We start from the raw sequence: 22,323 nt of genomic DNA, 5'->3' as shown, positions 1-22,323 counted from the left end.
ACATTTCAGTTGCGCGCCAACCTGCAGCGACGCGCATGAATCCTGTCTGACCGGAGAGGACGACCGGGTAAGGTATTGCTAAGAATTGGGGTGCAAACCAGAGGCAAAGACCAGTGCTGTGCGTTTCCCTGCCTCAGCTTCTGGCGTAGATGTCTTCGTATCGGATGATGTCGTCTTCGCCCAGATAGGTACCGGTCTGGACTTCGATCAGCACCATGGGCACCTTGCCCGGATTCTCCATCCGGTGGACAGCGCCAAGCGGGATATAGACCGACTGGTTCTCGGTCACCAGCCGTTCGTCGTCGTCAATCGTGACCTTGGCCGTGCCTTCCACAACGATCCAGTGCTCCGACCGGTGATGGTGCGACTGCAGGCTCAACGATGCGCCGGGATGCACATGGATGCGTTTGACCTGAAAGCGATCCCCGATCACCAGGCTTTCGAACCAGCCCCAGGGGCGGTGATCTACCGGCAGTTCTTCAGCCTGTTTCGCGCCTTTGGCCTTGAGCGCGGCAACCGCCTGTTTGACGTCCTGAGCCTTGTCCATGCTGGCGACCAGAACAGCATCGGGCATGGCCACCGCGACGATGTTCTCGACCCCAAGCGCGACCACCTCTTGCGAGGGCGATTCCGAGCGGACCAGAACGTTGTGGCAGTCAATCGTCGTGACCTCGCCGGTCGTGGCGACGCCGTTGTTGTCGGGGTGGCTGAGCTCCTGAACGGCAGACCAGCTGCCAACGTCGGACCAGCCCGCCGCGTAAGGAACCACGCTGAGATTGCTGGCTTTTTCCATGACAGCATAGTCGATCGAGATATCTGCAACGTTCGCCCATGCGTCGGGGTCAAGCCGCAGGAACCCCAGATCAGCTTTTGCCGCGGCCACGGCCTGCTTCACCGGATCAACCAGGGCGGCGGCGTGCTCTTCAAAAGCGGCGATGATATCCTGCACGCCAAAGAGGAAGATGCCCGAATTCCACAAATAGCTACCGTCTTCAACCATCGTTCCGGCGGTTGCGAGGTCTGGCTTTTCAACAAACCGGTCTAGCGGCACCGCTACGCCGCTAGCGTCCGGCGCATGGCGCAGCTTGAGATAACCGTATCCCGTTTCAGGCCGGTCAGGCGTGATGCCAAAGGTCACAAGATCCCTGCGCGCACCAATGGCCTCAACCCCCTTGGCGACGGCCTGATGGAAGGCAGGTTTGTCCGGTAAGACATGATCGGACGGCGCGACCAGCATCACCGCGTCCGGGTCCGTGGCGGCCAAATGCAGGGCCGCGGCCAGAACGGCGGGTGCGGTATTCCGCCCCTCGGGTTCGATCAGCACCGGGCCGGGGTCGATGCCAATGGCGGTCAACTGCTCGGGCACCACAAAGCGGAAGGCCTCGTTTGTCAGTATCAGCGGCTTTGCGTAGGGCGCAGTGACCGGCCCGCGCATGCGCTCGGCGCAATCTTGTAACAGGCTTGTCTCACCCAACAAGGGGACAAACTGCTTAGGATAGCTTTTGCGGGACAGCGGCCACAAACGGGTGCCCGACCCACCGCATAGAATGACGGGATAGACAGTTTTCATCGTATTGGGACCCCTGCGCTGCTTTGGGCGGGTTTTATCGCTTTAATCGCAGTAAGGAAAACGGGCATTCGGTTATTGCGCCGCTTGCCCTGTTGCAACGACATCGTGCAGAAACTGCCCGAGATCGTCGCGCAGGTCGTCGCGGGCGAGGGCAAAGGCCACGGTTGCCCGCAGAAAACCCGATTTCGATCCGCAGTCAAAGCGCTGCCCGTTGAACTTGTACCCAAAGACCGGAACGTCGTTTTCGATGTCTTTTGCAATCGCATCTGTCAACTGGATCTCCCCGCCGCTTCCAGTCTTCTTTTCGTTCAGGTTGGAGAGAACAGAGGGGCTGAGGATATAACGCCCGATAACGGCCAGGTTCGAGGGCGACTCCTCGGGTTTGGGTTTTTCCACCATTCCGTTGACGCGCAGAACGGGGCCGACCGAGTCGCCAACGTCCAGAACCCCATAAGAACTGGTTTTTTCCGCAGGCACTTCCATCGCGGCGACCATGTTGCCGCCAGTTTCTTCATAGGCTTCGATCATTTGTTGCAGACAGGGCTTGTCTGCCGCGATCACGTCATCCGGCAGCATTACGGCAAAAGGCTCGTCCGCTATCAGCCGCCGCGCGCACCAGACGGCGTGGCCCAGTCCCAGCGCTTTGTGCTGGCGGATGTAAGCGATGGCGCCGCTTTCCATATTTGTTGCGTTTAGCCGTTCCAGCAGCTCGTCCTTGCCCTTGGCTTTCAGTTCCTGTTCCAGCACCAGGTTGTGGTCGAAATAGTCTTCGAGGGCGGATTTTCCGCGCGAGGTGACGAAGATGAATTCCTTGATTCCGGCGGCCCGAGCCTCATCGATGGCATATTGCACCAGCGGGCGGTCGACCAATGTCATGATCTCTTTTGGCACGGATTTCGTTGCCGGAAGGAAACGCGTTCCCAATCCAGCTACCGGGAAAATCGCTTTAGTGACCTTGCGTGTCATGATGCCTCTCAAACTCAATATTCAACCGGAAGGGCAAATAGCATCCGGAACTTCCTAATAGGCTGCGAAGCCTGGTCATTCAACACGGCCCGTGAAACCGGGCACCAATAGGTCAAATCGTGCCATCTGCACGCTTGCGAGTCAAAACCAACCATTAACCTTTGTGGCCGCTTGTTAAATGACGAAGTTCACAGAGCGGAGCCCAGACAAACGCTGCGATTGGTCCTTAAAGGCGGCTTCTGCCTTGGGTGTCATTACATAGCAGAAGCCCCGAAACCGGCGTTTCGGTTTCGGGGCATTCATTCAGGCGGTTCCCATGATCTGTTCCAGCGGATCGTGTTCAGCTACGAAATGGTCGGGCGAGACTTCGGTCAGCTTGGGAACATAGCTGGTTTCGCCCCCTGTCAACCGACTGGGCAGAAAGCGTAAAGCCGCTTTTGGATCCATGGGCGAAGGCAACTCGCCCGGCAGTTTCAGACGCTGACGGTTGCGTTCGACATCCGGGTCCGGGATCGGCACTGCGGAAATCAGGGATTGTGTATACGGGTGGATCGGTTCGGAACAAATCACCTCGCCATCCCCCAATTCCACGATACGGCCCAGATACAAAACCATAATCCGGTTCGAGATCGCGCGAACGACAGACAAATCGTGGCTGATGAAGATCATCGACAACCCGAATTCCTGTTGCAGTTCGCGCAACAATTCAACGATCTGAGCCTGAATGGACACGTCAAGCGCCGAAACCGCCTCGTCACAGATGATCAATTTGGGTTTGTTGATCATCGCCCGTGCGATGCCGACCCGCTGATTCTGCCCGCCGGACAGTTCGTGCGGGTAGCGGTTGATCATGTTCGCATTCAAACCCACACGTTCCATCATCTCGGCGACCATCTCTTTGCGCTCACGCTCGGTCAGGTCGGGGCGATAGGTCTTGAGCGGTTCGGCAATCGAGGCCGAGATCGTCATCCGTGGATCAAGGCTGGCCAGCGGGTCCTGAAAGACGATCTGCAGATCCTTGCGGTACTTGTTCAACTCGGCCCGTTTCAGCCCCACGATGGGATGGCCCAGCCAGCTTACATTGCCCGCACTGGGTTCGATCAGTTGCAGAACCGCCCGTGCCAATGTCGATTTGCCGCAGCCGGATTCTCCGACGATGCCTAAAGTTTCACCTTTGCGGATGCCAAAGCTGACCCCGTCGACCGCTTTCAGCGGCACTTTCTTCCCGAAAAGCCCACCAGAGACATGGATCGGGAAATGCACTTTGACGTCGTCGACCTTAAGCAATGGGTCTTCTACCTTGGCCAGCGCCTTGGGAGCATCACCAGCGTCGATCCGGGGCATCGCCTCAAGCAGCGTCCGGGTATAGTCGTGCTTTGGCGTGCGGAAGATTTCACGCGTATCACCAGCCTCGACAAATTCACCCATGCGCATGACCTGAATGCGGTCGCACATCCGTGCAACCACGCCCATGTCGTGCGTGATAAGGGCAATTGCGGTGCCTTCGTCCTTTTGCAGGCGCACCATCAGGTCCAGAATGTCGGCCTGAACGGTCACATCCAGCGCCGTTGTCGGCTCATCCGCGATCAGCAGCTTGGGGTTGCACAGCATCGACATGGCGATCATCACGCGCTGGCGCATCCCGCCCGACAGCTCGTGCGGATACTGATCCAGACGGCGCGCAGCCTCGGGGATACGCACACGGTTCAGCCAGTCCAGACAACGTTGGCGGGCGGCAGAGCCCTGCAGGCCCTCGTGAATCTGAAGAACCTCGCGCATTTGCTGGCCGACCCGCAAATGCGGGGTCAGTGCGGTCAGCGGGTCCTGAAAGATCATGCCCACATCGGCACCGCGAATCTGGTTCAGCTTGTTTACGGGCAGGTTCAGAATTTCCTGACCGTTCAGAGTGGCGGAACCCAGTGCCCGCCCCGCAGGCGGCAAAAGTCCCATTGCAGCCATGAAGGTCTGGCTTTTGCCCGACCCGCTTTCGCCCACGATGCCAAGGCATTCGCCGGGGTTGATGTCGAAACTGATGCCTTTGACGGCCTCGACCACACCATCGGGGGTGTCGAACTGGACGCTCAGGTCCTTGACGGAGAACAAACTCATATCAGCGATCCTTCGGGTCCAGAGCGTCACGCAGGCCATCGCCGATGAAGAACATCGTGATGATGATGGTGACGTAGAAAGTCAGCGGGTACATCAACTGCCACAAGGTGCCATAGCTCATCGTACCGGCCCCTTCGGCGATCAGACGACCCAGCGAGGTGTAGGGTTCCGAAATGCCAAGTCCCAGGAACGAGATAAAGCTCTCGGTCAGGATCATCTCGGGTACCAGCAGCGAGGCATAGACGATCACCACGCCCAGCAAGTTGGGCAGGATGTGACGGTACATGATGGTGAACTCGCTGACACCGGCGGCGCGGGCGGCCTCGATGAACTCGCGGTTCTTGAGCGTCAGGGTCTGCCCACGCACGATCCGCGCCATGGTCAGCCAGCCCACCGCGCCAAGCGCGATGAACAGCATGAAGAACGACCGCCCCGCCACGACAAGCAGCAGAATGATGACCAGCGTGGCCGGGATTGCTAGCAGAATGTCGACAAAGCGCATCATGACGCTGTCGGTCCGCCCGCCGATATATCCGGCGGCGATGCCATAGCAGGTACCCACGATCAGCGCCGTCGCGGCCCCGATCAGACCCACCAGCAGCGACGTCGTGGTGGCCTGAATGACGCGGCTATACAGGTCACGCCCCAGATCATCGACGCCGAAAAAATGCCCGGTCTCGACCGAGGGCATCCCCATGCCGCGCACGTCACCCATGACGTTCCAATCGATTTCTTCGTTGTTCCAGACCGCAAAATACGGACCGAGGATCGTGAACAGCACGATCATACCGAGGATAAAGACACTCGCCATCGCGGCTTTGTTCCGAACAAAACGCATCCGCGCGTCCTGCCAAAGTGATCGCCCCTGAATGACCGTGTAATCGGTGACATCTTCGGCCAGTTGGGCGGCTTTTTGAGATTTTCCAAGCATTGCCAGCCCCTCAGTAGCGGATTTTCGGATCGAACCAGGCATAGGCCAGGTCGGTCAGCAGGTTCACGATGACGGTCAGCGTGCCATAAAGGATCGTGACCCCCAGCAGCACCGCATAGTCCCGCGCCAGCGCCGAGTTCACATAGGCTTGACCTAGACCACCGGTCGAGAAGTAGATGTCAACAAAGACCGAACCGGTCAGCACGTAGACGAAGACCGGCCCCAGATAGGACACAACCGGCAGCAACGTCGGTTTCAGTGCGTGACGCCAGATCACGGTTCTGGTCGGCAGGCCCTTGGCGCGCGCGGTGCGGATGAAGTTCGAATTCAGAACCTCCAGCATCGACGACCGGGTGATCCGCGCGATCGATCCCATATAGGACGTGGCCAGCGCGATCACTGGCATGACCAGATATTGCCATTGGCCCCCGTGCCAGCCACCGCCCGGCAGCCAACCCAGCCACAGGGTGAAGGTCAGTATCAGGATCGGGCCCATGATAAAGTTCGGCAGCGCTTGCGCGGCGATGCCAAGACCAACGGCGAAGTAGTCGATCCAGGTGTTGTGGCGGATCGCTGCAGCAATCCCCAGCGCGACGCCAATGGCCGTGGCAAACAGAAACGAGAGCGAGCCATAGGTCAGCGAGATCGGAAAGCCTTGTGCGATGATGTCATTCACGTCCCGGTCCTTGAACTTGAAGGACGGGCCAAAGTCGAAATGCACCACGATATTATACAGATAGTCCCAAAGCTGTTTCCACAGCGGCTGGTCCAGCCCGTAGCGCGCCTCGATATTGGCCAGCACCTGCGGCGGCAAGGGCCGTTCCGAGGTGAAGGGCCCGCCGGGCGCGACGTGCATCAGAAAAAAGCAGGCAACGACCAACAAAAGGATCGTCGGAATGGCGACCATCAGCCGCCGGAAACTATAGGCAAGCATTTCATGCCCCCGTGTTTATTGGCTCTGCCCCGGGCGATCCCGGGACAGAGCGTGGTTCAAAGACGATTATTCGGCGAGCTTATAAAGATTCTTCGAGTACCAGTTCTGCTCGACATTGTTGACCGGCCAGTTCCCGACATCGCTGTCCATCATGTAGACACCAGCGTAGTGGTAGATCGGGATCACCGGGGTTTCTTGCGCGATGATGCGCTCGACTTCGGTATAGAGCGGTGCCGGATCATCCGAGGTCTTGGCCTCTTTCAGCAGTTCGTCCACGCGGGCATTGTTGAACTTGCCGTCGTTGTAACCCGAATCCGACTGCAGCAGGTCGAGGAAGGTCGAGGCTTCGTTATAGTCGCCACACCATGCGCCACGGGCCAGCTCAAAGTTCTGGTTGCCGCGCTCTTCCAGGAACACTTTCCATTCCATGTTGGCCAGTTCGACATTTACACCCAGCTTTTGCTTCCACATTTGGCTCAGCGCCACGGCGACCTTCTTGTGGTCTTCCGAGGTGTTGTAGACCATCTCGAAGCTTAGCGGATTGTCGGGGCCGTAGCCTGCCTCGGCCAGCAGTTCCTTGGCCAGTTCGTCACGCTCGGCCTGGCTCATCGACGCCATCTCAACCGCCGGGACGGTAAAGCCTGCAGTTGCTTCGGGCGCAAAGGTGTAGGCTTGCGGCTGACCACCGGCCATAACCTTTTCGGTGATGATCGCGCGGTCTACGGCCAGCGACAGGGCTTGACGGACATTGGGGTCCTTGAACGCCTCGGGGCCGCCTTCGGACAGGTTGAAGGTGTAGTAGTAGTTACACAGGCGCGGGAAGCTGATCGCTTCTTCCGGGTACTCCTGGCTCAGACGCGGGAACTGACCGGCGGGAATTTCGGTACGGTCGAGTTCGCCTGCCAGATAGCGGGTCAGGGCGACGTTTTCATCGTTGATCACCAGCGACACAACCTTGTCGATGATGGTGTTGCTGTTGTCCCAGTACATTTCGTTGCGCTCACGCACCGACCGTTCCTGCGGCAGGTGCTCGGTCAGGACATAGGCACCGTTCGACACGATGTTTTCAGGTTTGGTCCACGCATCGCCAAATTCTTCGATCACTTTCTGCGGGGCCGGGAAGGTGGTCGAGTGTGTGGTCATCTGCGGGAAGTAAGGCAGCGGTGCGCTCAGACGGACTTCCAGCGTTTTGTCATTGATGGCTTTGACGCCCAGATCTTCGACAGAGGCATTGCCCGCGATGATTTCGGCGGCGTTTTCAATCGACATCAGTTCCATGAACCACGCATAGGGCGAGGACAGCGCGGGATCGACGGCACGTTTCCAGGCGAAGACGAAATCGCCTGCAGTCACCGGATCACCATTGGACCATTTGGCATCGTCGCGCAGGGTGAAGGTGTAGACGTCTTTTGCGTCATTGACCTCGAAGCCAGTGGCAACACCGGGCACCAGATTGCCGTCTTCGTCCTGGTTCATCAGGCCTTCGAACAGGTCGCGCACGATTTCAGCGCCAGATACATCTTCAACCACCTGCGGGTCGACCGAGCTGTGCTCGTCCAGAATCCGATAGGTAAAGGTCTGGTCCTCCGCCAGCGCTTCACCGGTTACGGGGTGGGTGCCAGCAGCAAAGGCGGCCCCGGTGATCATGGTCGAGGTCAACAGCCCCGCCAGCGAGGTTCGGATTGTTCTGTTCATGTGTTTACTCCCATTTATTGGTGTCAGAAGCCGCGCCACGGCTGTGGCGGGGGCTCATCTACCTGTGCGTTTCCGGCATCTGCTTAAGCTGCGCTTTGATCTAGATCGCGGACGGGGCAAAAAATTGCGCCCTCAGTCGCAGGTGGTGTCGGAAAATTAGTTGCGAAAGCTATCTTTCACTGCCGCGGAACGTGCCTTTTTTTGGCCAAAGGTAAAGGGTTTTGGGGGTATTTGTGTGGTCAAAGGTCGATTGACACAGAAACGGGTGGCTCTTTCGAAATAAAATTCTGAAACGCTTCATCATCATGACATTTTCGTGAAGCCTGACATATCAGGCGGGATGAATGGGTTCAGAAAAACACCCGCAGGCGGCGAATCAGTTAGGATTCTAGGGGGCGAGTCCGGCCTTCATTCCGGATTCGGGGAAACAGGTGGGCGTCTGGCCCTTCGCCTCTTGCCAGCGCCCGATTGAGCGGCGGGTTTTATAGCCCGGAAGCCCATCGACGCCGCCCACATCGTGCCCCTGTTGGACCAGCGCCTGTTGCATGCGGGCAATGTCCGAGCGGTAAAGTCCGCCCACCTTGCCCCAACGCCCGGAGAAATCGCCGACCCCGTATTGGATGCGATCACCCACATGGCCGACAAACAGCGCGTAAAGGTCGCTCGTGTTGTAATCCTTCAGTACGTAAAAGTTCGGCGTGACTATAAAGGCCGGACCATTGCGGCCCGCTGGCATCATCAGATAGCCCTCAACGCCCCGTTCATGTGCGGGGAAGGGTTTGCCCGATACACGGGTGATCCCCAATTTCGACCAATCACGGATGGGTCGGCCCTGGTCCGGACCCTCCAAAGCGCAGGAAACGGTATCGGGTACCGTCACCTCGAACCCCCAATCTCGCCCTGATACCCAACCATGGCGGGCCAGGTAGTTGCCGATTGAGGCGATGGTATCCTCGGGCGAGCCCCAGATATCCGCCCGCCCATCGCCGTTGCCATCAGCGGCATAGGTCAGGAAACTGCTCGGCATGAATTGCGGCTGCCCCAGCGCACCAGCCCAGCTGCTTTTCATCGCCTTGCCCCGCAGATGGCCCGCCTCGGCAATCTGCAGGGCGGCAATCAGTTCAGCTTCGAAATACGCGGCACGGGTGCTCATGAAGCCCTTGGTGGCCAGAACCTGGAACGCATCGTGCCGGATCGGCACCTGACCATAGCCGCTTTCGCGGCCCCAGATCGCCAGAATTATGCGGGCTGGAACGCCGGTTTCCGCCTCGACCTGCGCCAGAGTGGCCGCATGCCGTTTGGCCATCGTGCGCCCGACCGAGGCCGCCCCCTGCACCGTATTTGCCTTGAAGTACCGGCCCGGAGAGCCGAATTCGGCCTGTCGCTGAGTCTTGGGTGTCTTCGGCGCGCTGCCGGGCGGGACCAGATCGGGCAAGTCCCAGTTCAGCGAAACCCCGCCCAAAGCGGCATCCATGGTCTGGCGCGAGACCCCCTTGGCGCGGGCCTGCGGCCAGACTGTTTTCTGCAGCCAGGTCTGAAACTGCCGCTCGACCGCCGCCCGGTCCTGCGCAAAAGCAGTGCTGGTCAGCAGGGTCAGTCCGAGAAGGAAAAGAAGCGCACGCATGTCAAAATGTCTGTCCCGGTCCAGCAAACAAGTCAACTGAAAGCGGCGAACATACCGTATGCCCGGCAGGCTTAAATTCGAAGTTGAGTGTCCGCCGAATTCGGCAATCACCAGTTACGAAAAGCCCTTGAGAAATTTCCTGTCTCTGCCGATAGTTGGGCGCAACCGGCAGTAGCAGAGGACCGTCAGGCATGGCCACGATCAGAACGTCCCCAGCTTGGGGTCCGATACTGTTGGCTATGATGGTTCTTCTGGCCTCGGTCCAGGGGGCTGGAGCCAGCGACAGTTTCATGGACCCGCAAGGCCCGATTGCGGCGGTGCAGAAAACCCATCTGCTGCGGGCGACGGCCCTGATCATGATCGCCGTTGTGCCGGTTCTGGTTCTGGTGCCGCTGATCGCGCTGCGCTATCGCCGCCGCAAGGGCGGTGGGGCAGCCTACAGACCCAAATGGGATTTCTCGGGCCCATTGGAATTCGTCATGTGGGGCGTGCCGGTCGTGATTGTCGCCATTCTGTCCTTCTATCTGTGGAAGGCCACCCACCGGCTCGACCCCTACACCGCGCCTTTCGGCGAGGAGCCCGCTTTACGGGTGCAGGTCGTCGGTTTGGATTGGAAGTGGCTGTTCATCTACCCCGATCTGGGCATTGCCAGCGTGGGCGAGTTGGGTATTCCCATCAAGCAGCAGGTCGCCATGACTCTGACGACGGACACGGTGATGCAGTCCTTCATGATTCCGGCGCTGGCGGGGCAGATTTATGCGATGCCGGGGATGACCACGCAACTGCATCTGGTCGCGGACGCACCCAAAACCATGCAGGGCGAAAACACGCAATATAATGGCCGAGGTTTCACCAAACAGAAATTTCTGACCCAAGCCATGCAGCCTCAGGACTTCAACGCCTGGGTTGAAAGCGTGCGCACCCACGGCATCCCCCTGACGGATGAGACTTACCGAACGCTCGCCATGCGCACCGACCGGGATGAGGTGCAGGCGGCCTTGGGAACCGAGCTTATGCCGCTGCATGCGCTGTATTTTACGCTGGAAGAGGGGGATTTGTTCCACTCCATTCTGCACCGCTATCACAGCGGCGAACCTCTGCCGCAGGACCAGCAACCCGGAACCACCGCCTATGGGCAGGAGGCTAGCCAATGACCACTGCCGATACCGGTTTCTTTGGCCGCCTGACATGGGATGCGTTTCCCGTCGCGGGTCTGATCCAGAACCCCGGCGCGAATGAGATCATCGCCAACGCCGCCGCTGCGATTGTGATCGTGGGCGTTGTCGCCGTGGTCGGGCTGCTGACATGGTTCCGGTTGTGGGGGCCGCTCTGGCGTGACTGGTTGACCAGCGCAGATCACAAAAAGATCGGCATCATGTATATCGTCTTTGCGATCGTGATGCTGGCGCGGGGTGTGCTGGAGGGCGTGGTCATGCGCGCGCAACAGGCCGCAGGGCCGGGGGATGGGTTCCTTGAACCGGAACATTTCGCCGAACTGTTCAGCACGCATGGCACAATCATGGTGTTCTTCGTGGCCGTCCCTTTTGTCTTTGGCGTGGCGAACTACCTCGTCCCTCTGATGATCGGTGCCCGCGATGTGGCCTTCCCGGTGATGAACCAGATGAGCCTCGGCCTGACCGTCTCGGCAGGCATGATGCTGATGGTGTCACTGGTCGTGGGTGAGTTCTCGACCGGGGGCTGGACTGCCTATCCGCCTTATACCGGAGCAGCTTTCAATCCAGGTGTGGGGCCGGATTACTGGATCTGGGCCATCGTGGTCTCAGGCGTCGGAACGACGCTGACCGGCATCAACTTTGCGGTGACGATCTACAAGCTTCGCGCGCCGGGGATGAAGTTCATGCGGCTGCCGATGTATTGCTGGACAATCATCTGCAGCTCGATCCTGATCATCTTTGCCATGCCGCCGCTTGGCGTCGCCGCACTTTTGCTGGCCGCCGACCGCTATCTGGATTTCCACTTCTTCACCAATGACCTTGGTGGCAACATGATGAACTATGCCAACCTGTTCTGGCTGTTTGGCCACCCCGAGGTCTATCTGCTGGTCCTGCCCGCCTATGGCATCTATTCCGAGGTCTTTGCGACGTTCTCGGCCAAGCGCCTGTATGGCTACAACTCGCTGGTCATTGCCACCATGTCGATTGCGGTGTTGTCATTTACCGTCTGGCTGCACCACTTCTTCACCATGGGCCAAAGCGCGCTGATCAACGCGGTGTTCGGCATCGCGACGATGCTGATTGCCATCCCCACAGGCGTGAAGGTCTATGACTGGATGGCCACGCTCTGGCGCGGGCGCATTCGGTTCTCGGTTCCGATGCTCTACGGGCTGTCCTTCCTGATGCTGTTCGTCATCGGCGGGCTCAGCGGTGTGGTGCTGGCCAATCCGACCGTCGACTATCAGGTGCACAACACCCTGTTTCTGGTGGCCCACTTCCACAACGCGCTTCTGCCCGGCGTGCTGTTTGGCCTGCTCGCGGCGTTCAACTATTGGTTCCCCAAAGCCTTCGGCTTCCGCCTGAACGAGTTCTGGGGCCGCGTCTCGGTCTTCTGCTGGACCGTCGGTTTCCTGCTAACCTTCATGCCGCTTTATTTCGTCGGTCTGATGGGCATGCCGCGCCGGTCGTTCAGTTGGGAGGACCCTAGTTTTCACCCCTATATGATCACCGCCGTCATCGGCGCGCTGGTGATTACCTGCGGGCTCTTCTCGATCCTGATCCAGCTTTGGGTCAGTATCCGCGACCGCGAGAAAACCCGCGTGCCCGTAGGCGATCCGTGGGACGGGCGGACGCTTGAATGGTCGATCCCGTCGCCGCCGCCGCCCTATAACTTCGCGATTATCCCGCAAGTCACCGACCGCGACGACTTTGCCGCCGCCAAGGAACGCGGCACGGCTTACCCAACGCCGGATGCCTATGAGGATATCGAAATGCCCCGGAACACGGGCATTGGCTTCATCCTCTGCGTGCTCAGCGGTGTCTGGATGTTCGCGCTGGTCTGGTGGATCTGGTGGCTGGCGGCGCTGATGACCGTGGCCATGATCCTCGCCATCATCATCTGGAGCTTCGACACCAGCACCGAAATCATCATCCCCGCTGAAGAGGTTCGTAAGGACCACGAAGCCTGGCTGGCGCTGGTCCACAGCACCGCAGCCGTGGACCGCGACCACGAGGCCGCCCCGGAAAACCGCGGCCTTGCCCGCCCGGATATGGAGGCCGTGACATGAGGCGCGCACCCAAGCACAGCTATCCCGGCATCAATCTGGGCGAGGATCACGCCAGCGCCGACAAGGCGTCCGAGGTCGTTACCTTCGGCTTCTGGGTCTTTCTGATGAGCGATCTGGTATATTTCGGCCTGATGTTCGCCATCTACATCACCATGATCGACGCGCAGGCAGGCGGACCGGGGCCGCATGAGCTGTTCGACCTGAAAAGCATCTTTGCCCAGACCATGATCCTGCTGACCAGCAGCCTGACCGTTGGGCTGGCCATGCTGGCGTTAAAATACAACCTGCCCCGCGCACGCATTGTGCTGTGGTTCGGCATAACGTTGCTTCTGGGCCTGAGCTTTCTGGTGCTGGAAATTCGCGATTTCATGGCCATGGCCGAAAAGGGCGGCATCCCGCAGCGTAGCGGATTCCTGTCCGCGTTCTACGGCCTTGTGCCCTTGCACGGCCTGCATGTTGCGGCGGGGTGCCTATGGCTGATCGTCCTGGGGATACAGCTAAGGGTGTTTGGCCTGACCGATCTGTTGATGTCCCGCGTGGTCCGGCTGGCGCTGTTCTGGCACTTCCTTGATCTGATCTGGATCGGCATCATCACCATCGTTTATTTCGGAGGGCTCACCTATGGATAAGCGGACCGAAATGCACCGGCGCGAGCGTCGGAGGTATGTCATCGGCTATGGCGGCTCATTGGTCCTGACCTTGGCGATGTTCGGCATCGCCCATACCTTTGGCATCGAAACAATCGGCGTGTACCTGACCCTCAGCCTGCTGGGGCTGTCGCAACTGATCTTTCAGTTGGTTTACTTCCTGCATATCGACCGCCGCCGCAGCAGCCGCGAGGATCTGGACCTGATCCTGTTTTCGACACTTGTTCTGCTGATCATCATCATCGGGACCGTCTGGATCATGGGCAATCTGGCGATCCGCATGCATATGCACGCGATGTAGCTGGCGGCAGAATGGGGTCAACGCGTCAGGGTCAATCCAAGCCACAGCGCGAACCAGCACAGGGCGAGGCTGATCAGGATGTTGCCGGCCGCCAACGCCAGTGTGCGTTCCCGGCGCAGTTCCAGCGATTGATAGGCAAAACTTGAGAAGGTGGTGAAGCCCCCGCAAAACCCAAAGACCAGCCGTTTTTCTTCCTCGCCCATCTCGACCGGCCCGCCCAGATACCCGATCCAAAGCCCCAGTAATAGGCTGCCCAGCACGTTCACAATCAATGTGGAAAACGGCAGATCGTGGTTGACCTTCAGGGCCAGCCAGTGCCGCAGAACCGCGCCCAGACCGCCCCCGAGGCCAAACATTGCGTGCAGATAAAGCTCGGTCAATCTGCACCTCGTCCGGAATGGAACCGTCGGCCCAGGGCTTCGCCCAGAATCGCTGCGGCAAGGCCAAAGACGATTTCAAACCCCGCAGCGGCTGAGGCGGCCCAGACATGGCTTTCTGCCAGCCGCTCCAACTCGGCCACGAACGAGGAAAAGGTCGATAGCCCGCCGCAAAACCCCACCGCCCCCAGATGCAGCACATGCGCATGCACCCGGTGGCGCACGGAATAAAGCCAGCCCAGTACAAAACAGGCCACCACGTTGATGCCGAAGGTTGCCGTCAGGAACGGCAGGCCGGGCAGTTCCAGCGAGAACGCCTCGCGCAGCAGCGACCCGATGGCTCCGCCGATGAAAACCGCCAGAAACATCAGGGTTCGGCTTTTGAATGCAGGTTCTGCCAACGGGTTCAGCCTTGTTGTGCGTCAGCATCGGCATACCGGTTGCCCTGCGTCGTATCAACCGGGCCCAACCCCTTAACAGCGCTTCACAATTCCGCTGGTCGCAGCAACGCGGTGCACAAACGCTTGCAATCAAACGGCCTGTTGCTTCACGGTGGGCCTGTCAACACAGGCACGCCCATCCGGCGCCCCCAAAAGGAGAACAGGCATGATTGTCCGCAGGCTCTATTATTTCCTGAGTTACGTGTGTCTGCCGCTGGTGGTGATCTGGGGCGTGTTCTGGGCGCCTGCATGGTGGCTGCTGATCTTTCTGGTGCCCTATGCCGTGATCGGCCTTTATGACATGCTGACCACCAAGCATAACGTTCTGAACAACTATCCGGTGCTGGGCCATTTCCGGTACATGCTGGAATTTGTCAGCCCGGAAATCCGGCAGTACTTTGTTGAGACCAACGAAAGCGGTCGTCCGTATAACCGCATTATCCGGGGCTTGGTTTATTCCCGCGCCAAAGGGCAGGTGGATACGCAGGCCTTCGGTACCCAATACGATATCATGACCGTGGGCTATCACCGGGCCAACCACTCTCTGGCCCCCAAGGAAGTGCCCGAAAGCGAAGAGCGTATCCTGCTTGGCGGCCCGCAATGCGAAAAGCCCTATGACGCGTCGCGGCTGAATGTCTCGGCCATGAGCTTCGGGGCGCTCAGCGCCAATGCGATCCGGGCCCTGAACGGCGGGGCCAAGGATGGCGGTTTTGCCCACAATACGGGCGAGGGCGGGTTGTCTCCGCATCATCTGGCCGAGGGCGGAGATATCATCTGGCAGATCGGCACCGGCTATTTCGGCTGCCGCACTGCTGACGGGGGTTTTGACAAGGACGCCTTTGCCGAAAAGGCCAAAAAGGATGTGGTCAAGGCGATTGAGATCAAGCTGTCACAAGGGGCCAAACCCTCGCACGGTGGGGTTTTGCCTGCGGCGAAGGTCGATAAGGAGATTGCCGAAATCCGCGGCGTGCCCGAGCATCAGGATGTCATTTCCCCACCCATTCATAAGGCATTCGAAGGCCCGACCGGCCTGATGCACTTTGTGCAGCATCTGCGAGAGATGTCGGGCGGCAAGCCCATCGGGTTCAAGCTGTGTATCGGCCAACCGTCCGAGTTCATGGCGATCTGCAAAGCCATGTTAGAGACCGGCATTCTGCCCGATTTCATCACCATTGACGGGTCCGAAGGCGGCACGGGTGCTGCCCCCGTCGAATTCACCAACCGTCTTGGTATGCCGCTGAATGAGGCGCTGATCTTTGTGAACAACTGCCTGCGCGGGGTCGGTTTGCGCGACAATATCCGCATCATCTGCTCGGGCAAGGTGGCAACTGGCTATGATATGGTCGAAAAATTCGCCCTTGGGGCGGATATGTGCAACGCGGCGCGGGCCATGATGTTTGCGGTCGGCTGTATTCAGGCCTTGCATTGCAACACGAACCGCTGCCCGTCCGGCGTGGCAACGCAGGACCCGATCCGGGGGCGGGCGGTGAATGTGCTGCAAAAACGCCAGCGGGTGCATCGCTTTCACGACGCCACGCTGGAAAGTTTCCGCGAACTGCTGGGCGCGATGGGTAAGGAAAGGGTCGCAGACCTGCGTCCGGGGGATATCCGCCGCCGCACGGCGGATGAGCGCGAGCGGTCTTACGCTGAACTGTACACCTTCATCGAAGAGGGCGCTTTGTTGTCGGATGCTGTTCCTGACGAATTCGCGGCGGACTGGAATCGGGCCTCGGCAGATCATTTCTGATCCGACGATCCAGATTGAAAGCACCGCTTAACTGGCCGACGAACGCGGATTGTTCGCGGCGTGCGTATTGATTCTGCGAATGCTCCATTCCACCGCGTCCCGCATGGTTTTGCCGAGGGCGATGTCAAAGGCTTCGACCAGATCGTCTGTCTTGTCGCTGGCCGACACCACAAATTCCTGAAATGAATCGGATGCGATGATCTTATCTTCGTATTCGTCGATGATCTTGATGTTCATGCGCACTTCGACCCGTACGGTTTTCGAGTCTGCGTTTTCCCCGACTACGATCCCTTGAAATTCGCGCAGGTCCGGGACAATCACATAATCAGCCCGCAAACCAACGATCGAGCGGCCAACAGCGGCCACTTTCCCGGAATTCTCGTAACTCTCGACCAGCAGCGCCTGAACGATGAGCGGCGCGCGGTCCACCCATCGGGCCTGTGGCAGATACTGTACCTGCAGTGCCGTCGGCTGAATCGCGATCTGATCGGTATTGACCGCCGCCGTTGCCGTCGGTTCCTGCACGACGATCTGCTTCCGAATGCGCGGCAGCGAAGATGAAAACGTGCTTTTGGGCGTCAGCAGATACAGATCATTTGGTTTCGAGGCTTGCCTGAGCGTATCCAGACCGGTACACCCGGCAAGCGCTGCAAACATCAGGAGTATGAGTAGCGGCCTTATCATTGACGGAACTCCGATGCTTGGGTGCCCAGAAGGAAGCGCGCCGGGTCACGCTCGACCTTGTCTACAAGGCGATCAAGGCTGATGACAAGCCGCTGGGATTCTTCGATAAACCGGACGAACTGCGGCAGACCCACGCGCAGGAAATCCGACACCTGACGGCGGTTGGCTTGCACGATACCGTCGATGGTGCCCAAAAGCTCGGATGCCGAGTTCGAGGCGCTGAGCACATTGTCGGAAATCGAATCCAACTTGTCCGTGATGTTCGAAACGGTCTCGGCCACCTGATTGGCCGCATTGCGGATATCTTCTGCCACTGGTGCAACGTCCTCATCAATCACCCGGTTGGCCGTATCAAACGCTTGCTGGGCCGAGGCCAGCGTCGCTTTAGCCGACTCCATCGTCGCGGTGATCGAGCCCAGCGTAGTGTTGGCGTTCAGGACGGTTTCGGTCACCACCCCCAGACTCACGCTGGCTTCGTCCGACAGGCGGGTCAGCCGTTCCGCCAGTTGCGAGCCTTTTTCGATAAAGGGTCGGACGTCTTCGGCGATGACCTGATTGGCCGTTTGCAGCGTTTCCTGAGCCTGATCCAACGCCCCTTTCGCGGACTCTGAAGCTGTCTTGACGCTTTTCAGCGTTTCGGTCCCGGTCTCAAGCGTGGTCTCAGCCGTTTCGATCATTGGCTCCAGGCGTTTCGTGAAATTACCGATATTTTGGGCTGCTTCACTGATATTGCCCGACACGGTCTCAAAATCCGTCATCGTCTTGTCCAGCCGCCCCGTGGCAGAGGCCAAATTGTCCAGAATCTCGGACACCGACTGCCGATTTTTCTCATCCACCACCGAGTTCAGTTTTTCCAGTAGCGAGACCGCTTCATCCAGCACCTTGGGCGCGCCTTCGAACAGGGATTGTATGGTGCTGCGCTTGCTTTTGATCACACTGTCCTGCGGCAGCCGTTCGCCCGAGGCGGACCCGCCCGTCAGTTCCACGTAGCCCACACCGGTCACGCCCAGTGACTGCAATTGGGCAATCGTTTGGTCCGTGATCGGAATATCCGCATCCACTTCGATACGCACCCGGACCTTCGACGGGTCGTCTTCATCCAGATTCAGCGAAATCACCTGTCCGACCGGCAGGCCGTTGAAGCTGACACCGCCAGCGGCGGACAGACCCGAGACATTGTCGAACAGCACGTCGTAATAGGCGTACTGGCGGGTCACCTCGAATTTGACGAGCCACAGGAAAAAGGCGAACACACTCAGAATACCCGCAAGGGTGAACGCGCCGATCAGAATGTAATTCGCCCGGGTTTCCATTGCCTTTACCTGTCCTGCCCCTTCTCTTGCGCCGCGCGGGCGCGGGGGCCTGTGAAGTATTCCTGAACCCAAGGGTGATCGACCTTGGTCATGTCCTCTATCGGACCTTCAACCAGGACGCGTTTTTCTGCAAGTACCGCAATGCGGTCGCAAATCGCATAAAGGCTGTCCAGATCATGCGTGACCATGAAAACCGTCAGGCCAAGCGCGCTTTGCAACTCACCAATCAACTCATCATAGGCGGCTGCCCCGATGGGGTCCAATCCGGCGGTGGGTTCGTCCAGAAACACGATCTCGGGGTCCAAGGCCAGCGCCCGCGCCAGGGCCGCGCGTTTGCGCATGCCGCCGGACAGTTCCGACGGAAATTTGCCACAGCTCAGTTGCGGCAACCCGACCAGACTGATTTTCAGCGCCCCCAGCGCCTCCATCAGCTTCTCGCTGATCCCGGTATGTTCGCGCAGCGGGGCCATGACGTTCTGCAGCACAGTTAGCGAGGAAAACAGCGCCCCATCCTGAAAGGCCACACCCCAGTGCCGTTCGATCCGCCGCCTGTCTGCCTCGGGGCCGTTCAGCACGTCGACGCCCAGAACTTCAATACTGCCCGCAGCCGGTTTGTTCAGCCCTACAATCGTACGCAGCAGCACCGATTTGCCGGTCCCTGATCCACCGACGACGCCCAGCACCTCGCCCCGCCAGACATCGAGATTCAGGTTGTCGTGAACCACCTGCTCTCCGAACTGGTTTCTCAGCCCGCGCACCCGGATCACCGCCTCGCGCTGCGCGTCGGTCTGGGCCGTCTGCTGTTGAACCGTGCCGTCCATATCAGACGCCGATCTCAGAGAAGAAGATCGAAAACAGCGCGTCAATTGCGATCACCATAAAGATCGACTGTACGACCGAAGCGGTGGTTCTTTGCCCCACACTTTGCGACGATCCCTTGACCTGCATCGCCTGCCAACAGGCGATTACACCAATGGTCACCGCAAAAAACGGCGCTTTGATAAGGCCGATTGCCAGTTGCCAGCCATCGGTGTTTTCGTTCAGCCGGGTGATGAACATGCCGGGGCTGACGCCCAGATCAATCCAGCTCATCAATGCGCCGCCGAACAGACCGGCTATGTCCGCGACAAATCCCAGAATGGGCAGAGTGATCAGCAGGGCCAGCACGCGCGGAATGACCAGCACCTCAATCGGGTCCAGGCCAAGGGTGCGCATCGCGTCGATCTCTTCCTGCACCTTCATCGACCCGATTGAGGCGGTAAACGCCGAACCCGACCGGCCCGCGACGATGATGGCGGTCAGCAGGATACCCAATTCCCGCAGGATCGAGATCGAGATCAACTCGACCACAAAAATCTCGGCCCCGAACTGTTTCAACTGCGTGGCCCCCTGAAAGGCCAGTACGACGCCGATCAGAAAGCCCATCAGGGTCACGATGGGCAGGGCTTTGAACCCTGTCTCCTCCATATGTGTGACCAGCGCCGCCCGGCGAAGCCGCCAGGGCATGACAAGAGTGCGCGCCAGCCGGTGGAGCGTTAGGCCCAGAAATTCGAGCATGGACAGAGTGTCTTTCCAGCCCCCGGCCGTTCGCTCGCCAACATGTTCAACCCAGTCGGTAAAGCTGCGCGGCGGGGCGAGGGTTCCGGCGTCGTCGGGGATGTTCTGCGAGACGGTATCGATCAGCGCCGCATGGGCTGGCTGAACGCCTTGAAACTGCAACTGTGCGCCTTTCGCGGTAAACCGCCGCGCCAGATCGGCGACCAGCCAGGCCCCGCCTGTGTCCAGCGTTTCGACATCCGACAAATCGAGCGTGACCTGACCTGTATCAGGGCGCACGGCGGCAAAGGCGGCCTCGACCGAGGCCAGGGATCGCGTCAGCATTTCGCCCGCGATCTGCACGTACGTGCCATCGGTGGTTTGCTCGGATGTGATCGTCGGTGCCGTCATGAGGACATGTGAAGTGAAACACGGTTGCGCTGCAACGGGTTTATGTGGCCCAACCGGGAATTGACCAAACAAGATTGCGTCTGGGCGACACTGGTCAGAGGTCGGGCACCCTTTCGGATGCGCAGTTGAATTACGGTCCGACTATTCTGTTGCGCGGGCGTCGGAACCGCTCCAAAGTCCGCGTCGAAAAAAGGTGCGGAATCGGGGATTTCATGGATCACGCGGGAAATGTTCTGTTCATAATCATCGACCAATTGCGGGCCGATTGCCTGAACGGTGCTTTGGCGGAGCATGTGGAGTTACCCAACCTGCGGGCGTTCATGGACGAGGCTGTCACTTTCACACGCCATTTCTCGGTCACGAACCCCTGCGGCCCGTCGCGCGCGTCGATACTGACCGGACAATATGCGATGAATCACCGGTCTGTGCGCAATGGCACGCCGCTGCGCCACGACACGCCAAACATCGCGACCGAGATGCGCAAGGCCGGGTATTTTCCGATGCTTTTTGGCTATACCGATACCTCGGCAGATCCGCGCGTGCATGATCCGAATGACCCGGTGCTCCGGTCCTACGAACAGCCGATGACCGGCTTTCTCGAAGTCCTCGAAATGCGGCTCGAGGAATCCTATCCCTGGCAGGCCTATCTGATGGACAAGGGATACAGTTTCGACACCTACTGGGACGTCTACAAACCCGTGTCTCCAACAGGCGGTACGCCCAGGTTGAACGATCCCGCGCTGTACAAGGCCGAGCACAGCGACACAGCCTTTCTGACCGACGAGTTCCTGCGCAACATCGCGCCGCGCCGGGGAGAGGGCTGGTTCGCGCACCTCACCTATATCCGCCCCCATCCGCCGCTGGTCGCGCCCGCGCCCTACAACGACATGTATGACCCGGCACAGGTGCCGCTGCCTGCGCGGCTCGGTGAGGAGGAAGAACGCGACCTGCACCCGTTTTTCGGGCCCGCGCTTGATACCCAAACCGCCCGAGACTTCGTGCACGGATTTTCTGAGGTTGACCCGACCGATGACAACATCCGCGCCTTGCGGGCCGTTTATCTGGGTTTGGCGACCGAGGTCGACCACCATATCGGTCGGGTGATCCAGTACCTCAAGGACAGCGGTCAATATGACGACACGCTGCTGGTGATCACGGCGGACCACGGAGAGATGCTGGGGGATCGGCACAGCTGGGGCAAGATGACGGTCTTTGACGCGGCCTATCACACGCCGCTGATGATCCGCATGCCGGGCAATCAGGCGCAGGCCGGGGCCTCGGTCGCGGTGCCGACGGAATCCATCGATATAACGCCCACCATTCTGGACTGGGTGGGCCAGCCGGTCCCGAACGCGATGGATGGACGATCTCTGCTGCCATTACTGCAGGGAAACACACCCGAAGACTGGCGCAGCTATTCCTTCAGCGAACTGGATTTTTCGAAACCTGAAAAGCCGACCTTGTGGCAGCAAAGGCTGGGCACGGGGAACAGCGAGTCCTGTCTGGGCATTCTGCGCGATGACCGCTTCACCCTGATTGAATTCGCCGCCGATCTGCCGCCCATTCTGTTCGACCATCAGGGCAGCGGAGAGTTCGAGAATGTAGCCCAAAAGCCCGAATTTTCCGCAGACCTCGCGCGTTTGGGGCGGCAGATGTTGCGGCACCGGATGCGGAATATGGATCACACCCTGTCGCTGCACTCGATCACCGAGCATGGAGCGACGTTCCGGTCCAGGTATTAGTCGAGGCGTGCGGGCAAACTTGGGCCGAATGGATTTCCTGCCCCGGACCCTCTAC

The 22,323-nt window shown here is 59.3% G+C and carries 19 protein-coding genes; 6 read left to right on the top strand and 13 right to left on the bottom strand.

Going from position 1 to position 22,323, the window contains the following annotated elements; all coding sequences use genetic code 11:
• Positions 1–133: 133 nt before the first annotated feature.
• The 7 genes from ACR0JN_RS12360 to ACR0JN_RS12330 all read right to left on the bottom strand — a co-directional run bounded on the left by ACR0JN_RS12360 (position 134) and on the right by ACR0JN_RS12330 (position 9,829).
• The gene (locus tag ACR0JN_RS12360; protein WP_480885952.1) at positions 134–1,570 is read right to left on the bottom strand and encodes a mannose-1-phosphate guanylyltransferase/mannose-6-phosphate isomerase; all 1,437 of its coding nucleotides are present in this window, start codon (positions 1,568–1,570) and stop codon (positions 134–136) included.
• 72 nt (positions 1,571–1,642) lie between these two features.
• Positions 1,643–2,536, bottom strand: a complete 894-nt coding sequence (gene galU / locus ACR0JN_RS12355) for a UTP--glucose-1-phosphate uridylyltransferase GalU (protein ID WP_480816235.1) — start codon at positions 2,534–2,536, stop codon at positions 1,643–1,645.
• 303 nt (positions 2,537–2,839) lie between these two features.
• Positions 2,840–4,645, bottom strand: coding sequence for an ABC transporter ATP-binding protein (locus ACR0JN_RS12350; RefSeq protein WP_480885950.1), 1,806 nt, complete (start codon positions 4,643–4,645; stop codon positions 2,840–2,842).
• Position 4,646: 1 nt separating this feature from the next.
• Entirely contained in the window at positions 4,647–5,576 is a 930-nt protein-coding gene (locus tag ACR0JN_RS12345; RefSeq protein WP_480885949.1) for an ABC transporter permease subunit, read from the bottom strand.
• A 10-nt stretch (positions 5,577–5,586) separates the two neighbouring features.
• Positions 5,587–6,510, bottom strand: coding sequence for an oligopeptide ABC transporter permease OppB (gene oppB / locus ACR0JN_RS12340; protein ID WP_480816232.1), 924 nt, complete (start codon positions 6,508–6,510; stop codon positions 5,587–5,589).
• Positions 6,511–6,576: 66 nt separating this feature from the next.
• Positions 6,577–8,205, bottom strand: a complete 1,629-nt coding sequence (locus tag ACR0JN_RS12335; RefSeq protein WP_480885948.1) for a peptide ABC transporter substrate-binding protein — start codon at positions 8,203–8,205, stop codon at positions 6,577–6,579.
• 388 nt (positions 8,206–8,593) lie between these two features.
• On the bottom strand, positions 8,594–9,829 hold the full coding sequence (locus ACR0JN_RS12330) for a lytic murein transglycosylase (RefSeq protein ID WP_480885946.1): 1,236 nt from the start codon (positions 9,827–9,829) through the stop codon (positions 8,594–8,596).
• A gap of 191 nt (positions 9,830–10,020) precedes the next feature.
• On the opposite strand from ACR0JN_RS12330, the gene ACR0JN_RS12325 reads away from it, so the two are divergent.
• The 4 genes from ACR0JN_RS12325 to ACR0JN_RS12310 are packed head-to-tail and all read left to right on the top strand — an operon-like array spanning position 10,021 to position 14,018.
• Positions 10,021–10,983 carry a cytochrome ubiquinol oxidase subunit II gene (locus ACR0JN_RS12325; RefSeq protein WP_480885945.1) on the top strand — a complete coding sequence of 321 codons (963 nt, stop codon included), beginning with the start codon at positions 10,021–10,023 and terminating at the stop codon, positions 10,981–10,983.
• Positions 10,980–13,070, top strand: a complete 2,091-nt coding sequence (locus tag ACR0JN_RS12320; protein WP_480885943.1) for a cbb3-type cytochrome c oxidase subunit I — start codon at positions 10,980–10,982, stop codon at positions 13,068–13,070. The genes ACR0JN_RS12325 and ACR0JN_RS12320 overlap by 4 nt, the downstream gene beginning before the upstream one ends.
• A complete protein-coding gene (locus tag ACR0JN_RS12315; protein ID WP_480816227.1) occupies positions 13,067–13,699 on the top strand; it encodes a cytochrome c oxidase subunit 3 in 633 nt (210 codons plus the stop codon). The genes ACR0JN_RS12320 and ACR0JN_RS12315 overlap by 4 nt, the downstream gene beginning before the upstream one ends.
• Positions 13,692–14,018, top strand: a complete 327-nt coding sequence (locus tag ACR0JN_RS12310) for a cytochrome o ubiquinol oxidase subunit IV (RefSeq protein WP_480885942.1) — start codon at positions 13,692–13,694, stop codon at positions 14,016–14,018. The genes ACR0JN_RS12315 and ACR0JN_RS12310 overlap by 8 nt, the downstream gene beginning before the upstream one ends.
• A 17-nt stretch (positions 14,019–14,035) precedes the next feature.
• Here ACR0JN_RS12310 and crcB read toward each other — a convergent pair whose 3' ends face one another.
• On the bottom strand, positions 14,036–14,398 hold the full coding sequence (gene crcB / locus ACR0JN_RS12305; protein ID WP_480885941.1) for a fluoride efflux transporter CrcB: 363 nt from the start codon (positions 14,396–14,398) through the stop codon (positions 14,036–14,038).
• Positions 14,395–14,796 carry a fluoride efflux transporter FluC gene (locus ACR0JN_RS12300; protein ID WP_480885940.1) on the bottom strand — a complete coding sequence of 134 codons (402 nt, stop codon included), beginning with the start codon at positions 14,794–14,796 and terminating at the stop codon, positions 14,395–14,397. Before ACR0JN_RS12300 ends, crcB begins: the two co-directional genes overlap by 4 nt.
• 205 nt (positions 14,797–15,001) lie before the next feature.
• On the opposite strand from ACR0JN_RS12300, the gene ACR0JN_RS12295 reads away from it, so the two are divergent.
• Entirely contained in the window at positions 15,002–16,582 is a 1,581-nt protein-coding gene (locus ACR0JN_RS12295; protein WP_480885938.1) for an FMN-binding glutamate synthase family protein, read from the top strand.
• A 27-nt stretch (positions 16,583–16,609) separates the two neighbouring features.
• On the opposite strand, the gene ACR0JN_RS12290 is transcribed toward ACR0JN_RS12295, so the two are convergent.
• Genes ACR0JN_RS12290 through ACR0JN_RS12275 form a run of 4 tightly spaced genes read right to left on the bottom strand, consistent with a single transcriptional unit; the run spans position 16,610 to position 20,526 of the window.
• The gene (locus tag ACR0JN_RS12290) at positions 16,610–17,239 is read right to left on the bottom strand and encodes an ABC-type transport auxiliary lipoprotein family protein (RefSeq protein ID WP_480885936.1); all 630 of its coding nucleotides are present in this window, start codon (positions 17,237–17,239) and stop codon (positions 16,610–16,612) included.
• A gap of 23 nt (positions 17,240–17,262) precedes the next feature.
• Positions 17,263–18,579, bottom strand: coding sequence for an MlaD family protein (locus ACR0JN_RS12285; RefSeq protein WP_480885935.1), 1,317 nt, complete (start codon positions 18,577–18,579; stop codon positions 17,263–17,265).
• Positions 18,580–18,584: 5 nt separating this feature from the next.
• Positions 18,585–19,400, bottom strand: coding sequence for an ABC transporter ATP-binding protein (locus tag ACR0JN_RS12280; RefSeq protein WP_480885934.1), 816 nt, complete (start codon positions 19,398–19,400; stop codon positions 18,585–18,587).
• Position 19,401: 1 nt separating this feature from the next.
• Positions 19,402–20,526 (bottom strand): ABC transporter permease, encoded by a 1,125-nt coding sequence (locus tag ACR0JN_RS12275; protein ID WP_480885933.1) that lies wholly within the window; start codon positions 20,524–20,526, stop codon positions 19,402–19,404.
• A 212-nt stretch (positions 20,527–20,738) separates the two neighbouring features.
• On the opposite strand from ACR0JN_RS12275, the gene ACR0JN_RS12270 reads away from it, so the two are divergent.
• On the top strand, positions 20,739–22,268 hold the full coding sequence (locus tag ACR0JN_RS12270) for an alkaline phosphatase family protein (protein ID WP_480885931.1): 1,530 nt from the start codon (positions 20,739–20,741) through the stop codon (positions 22,266–22,268).
• Positions 22,269–22,323: the final 55 nt, after the last annotated feature.

This window comes from Ruegeria sp. G12 (assembly GCF_056533565.1).
Note: the sequence above shows the minus strand (reverse complement) of the source record. Positions and strands in the feature narration are given on the sequence as shown.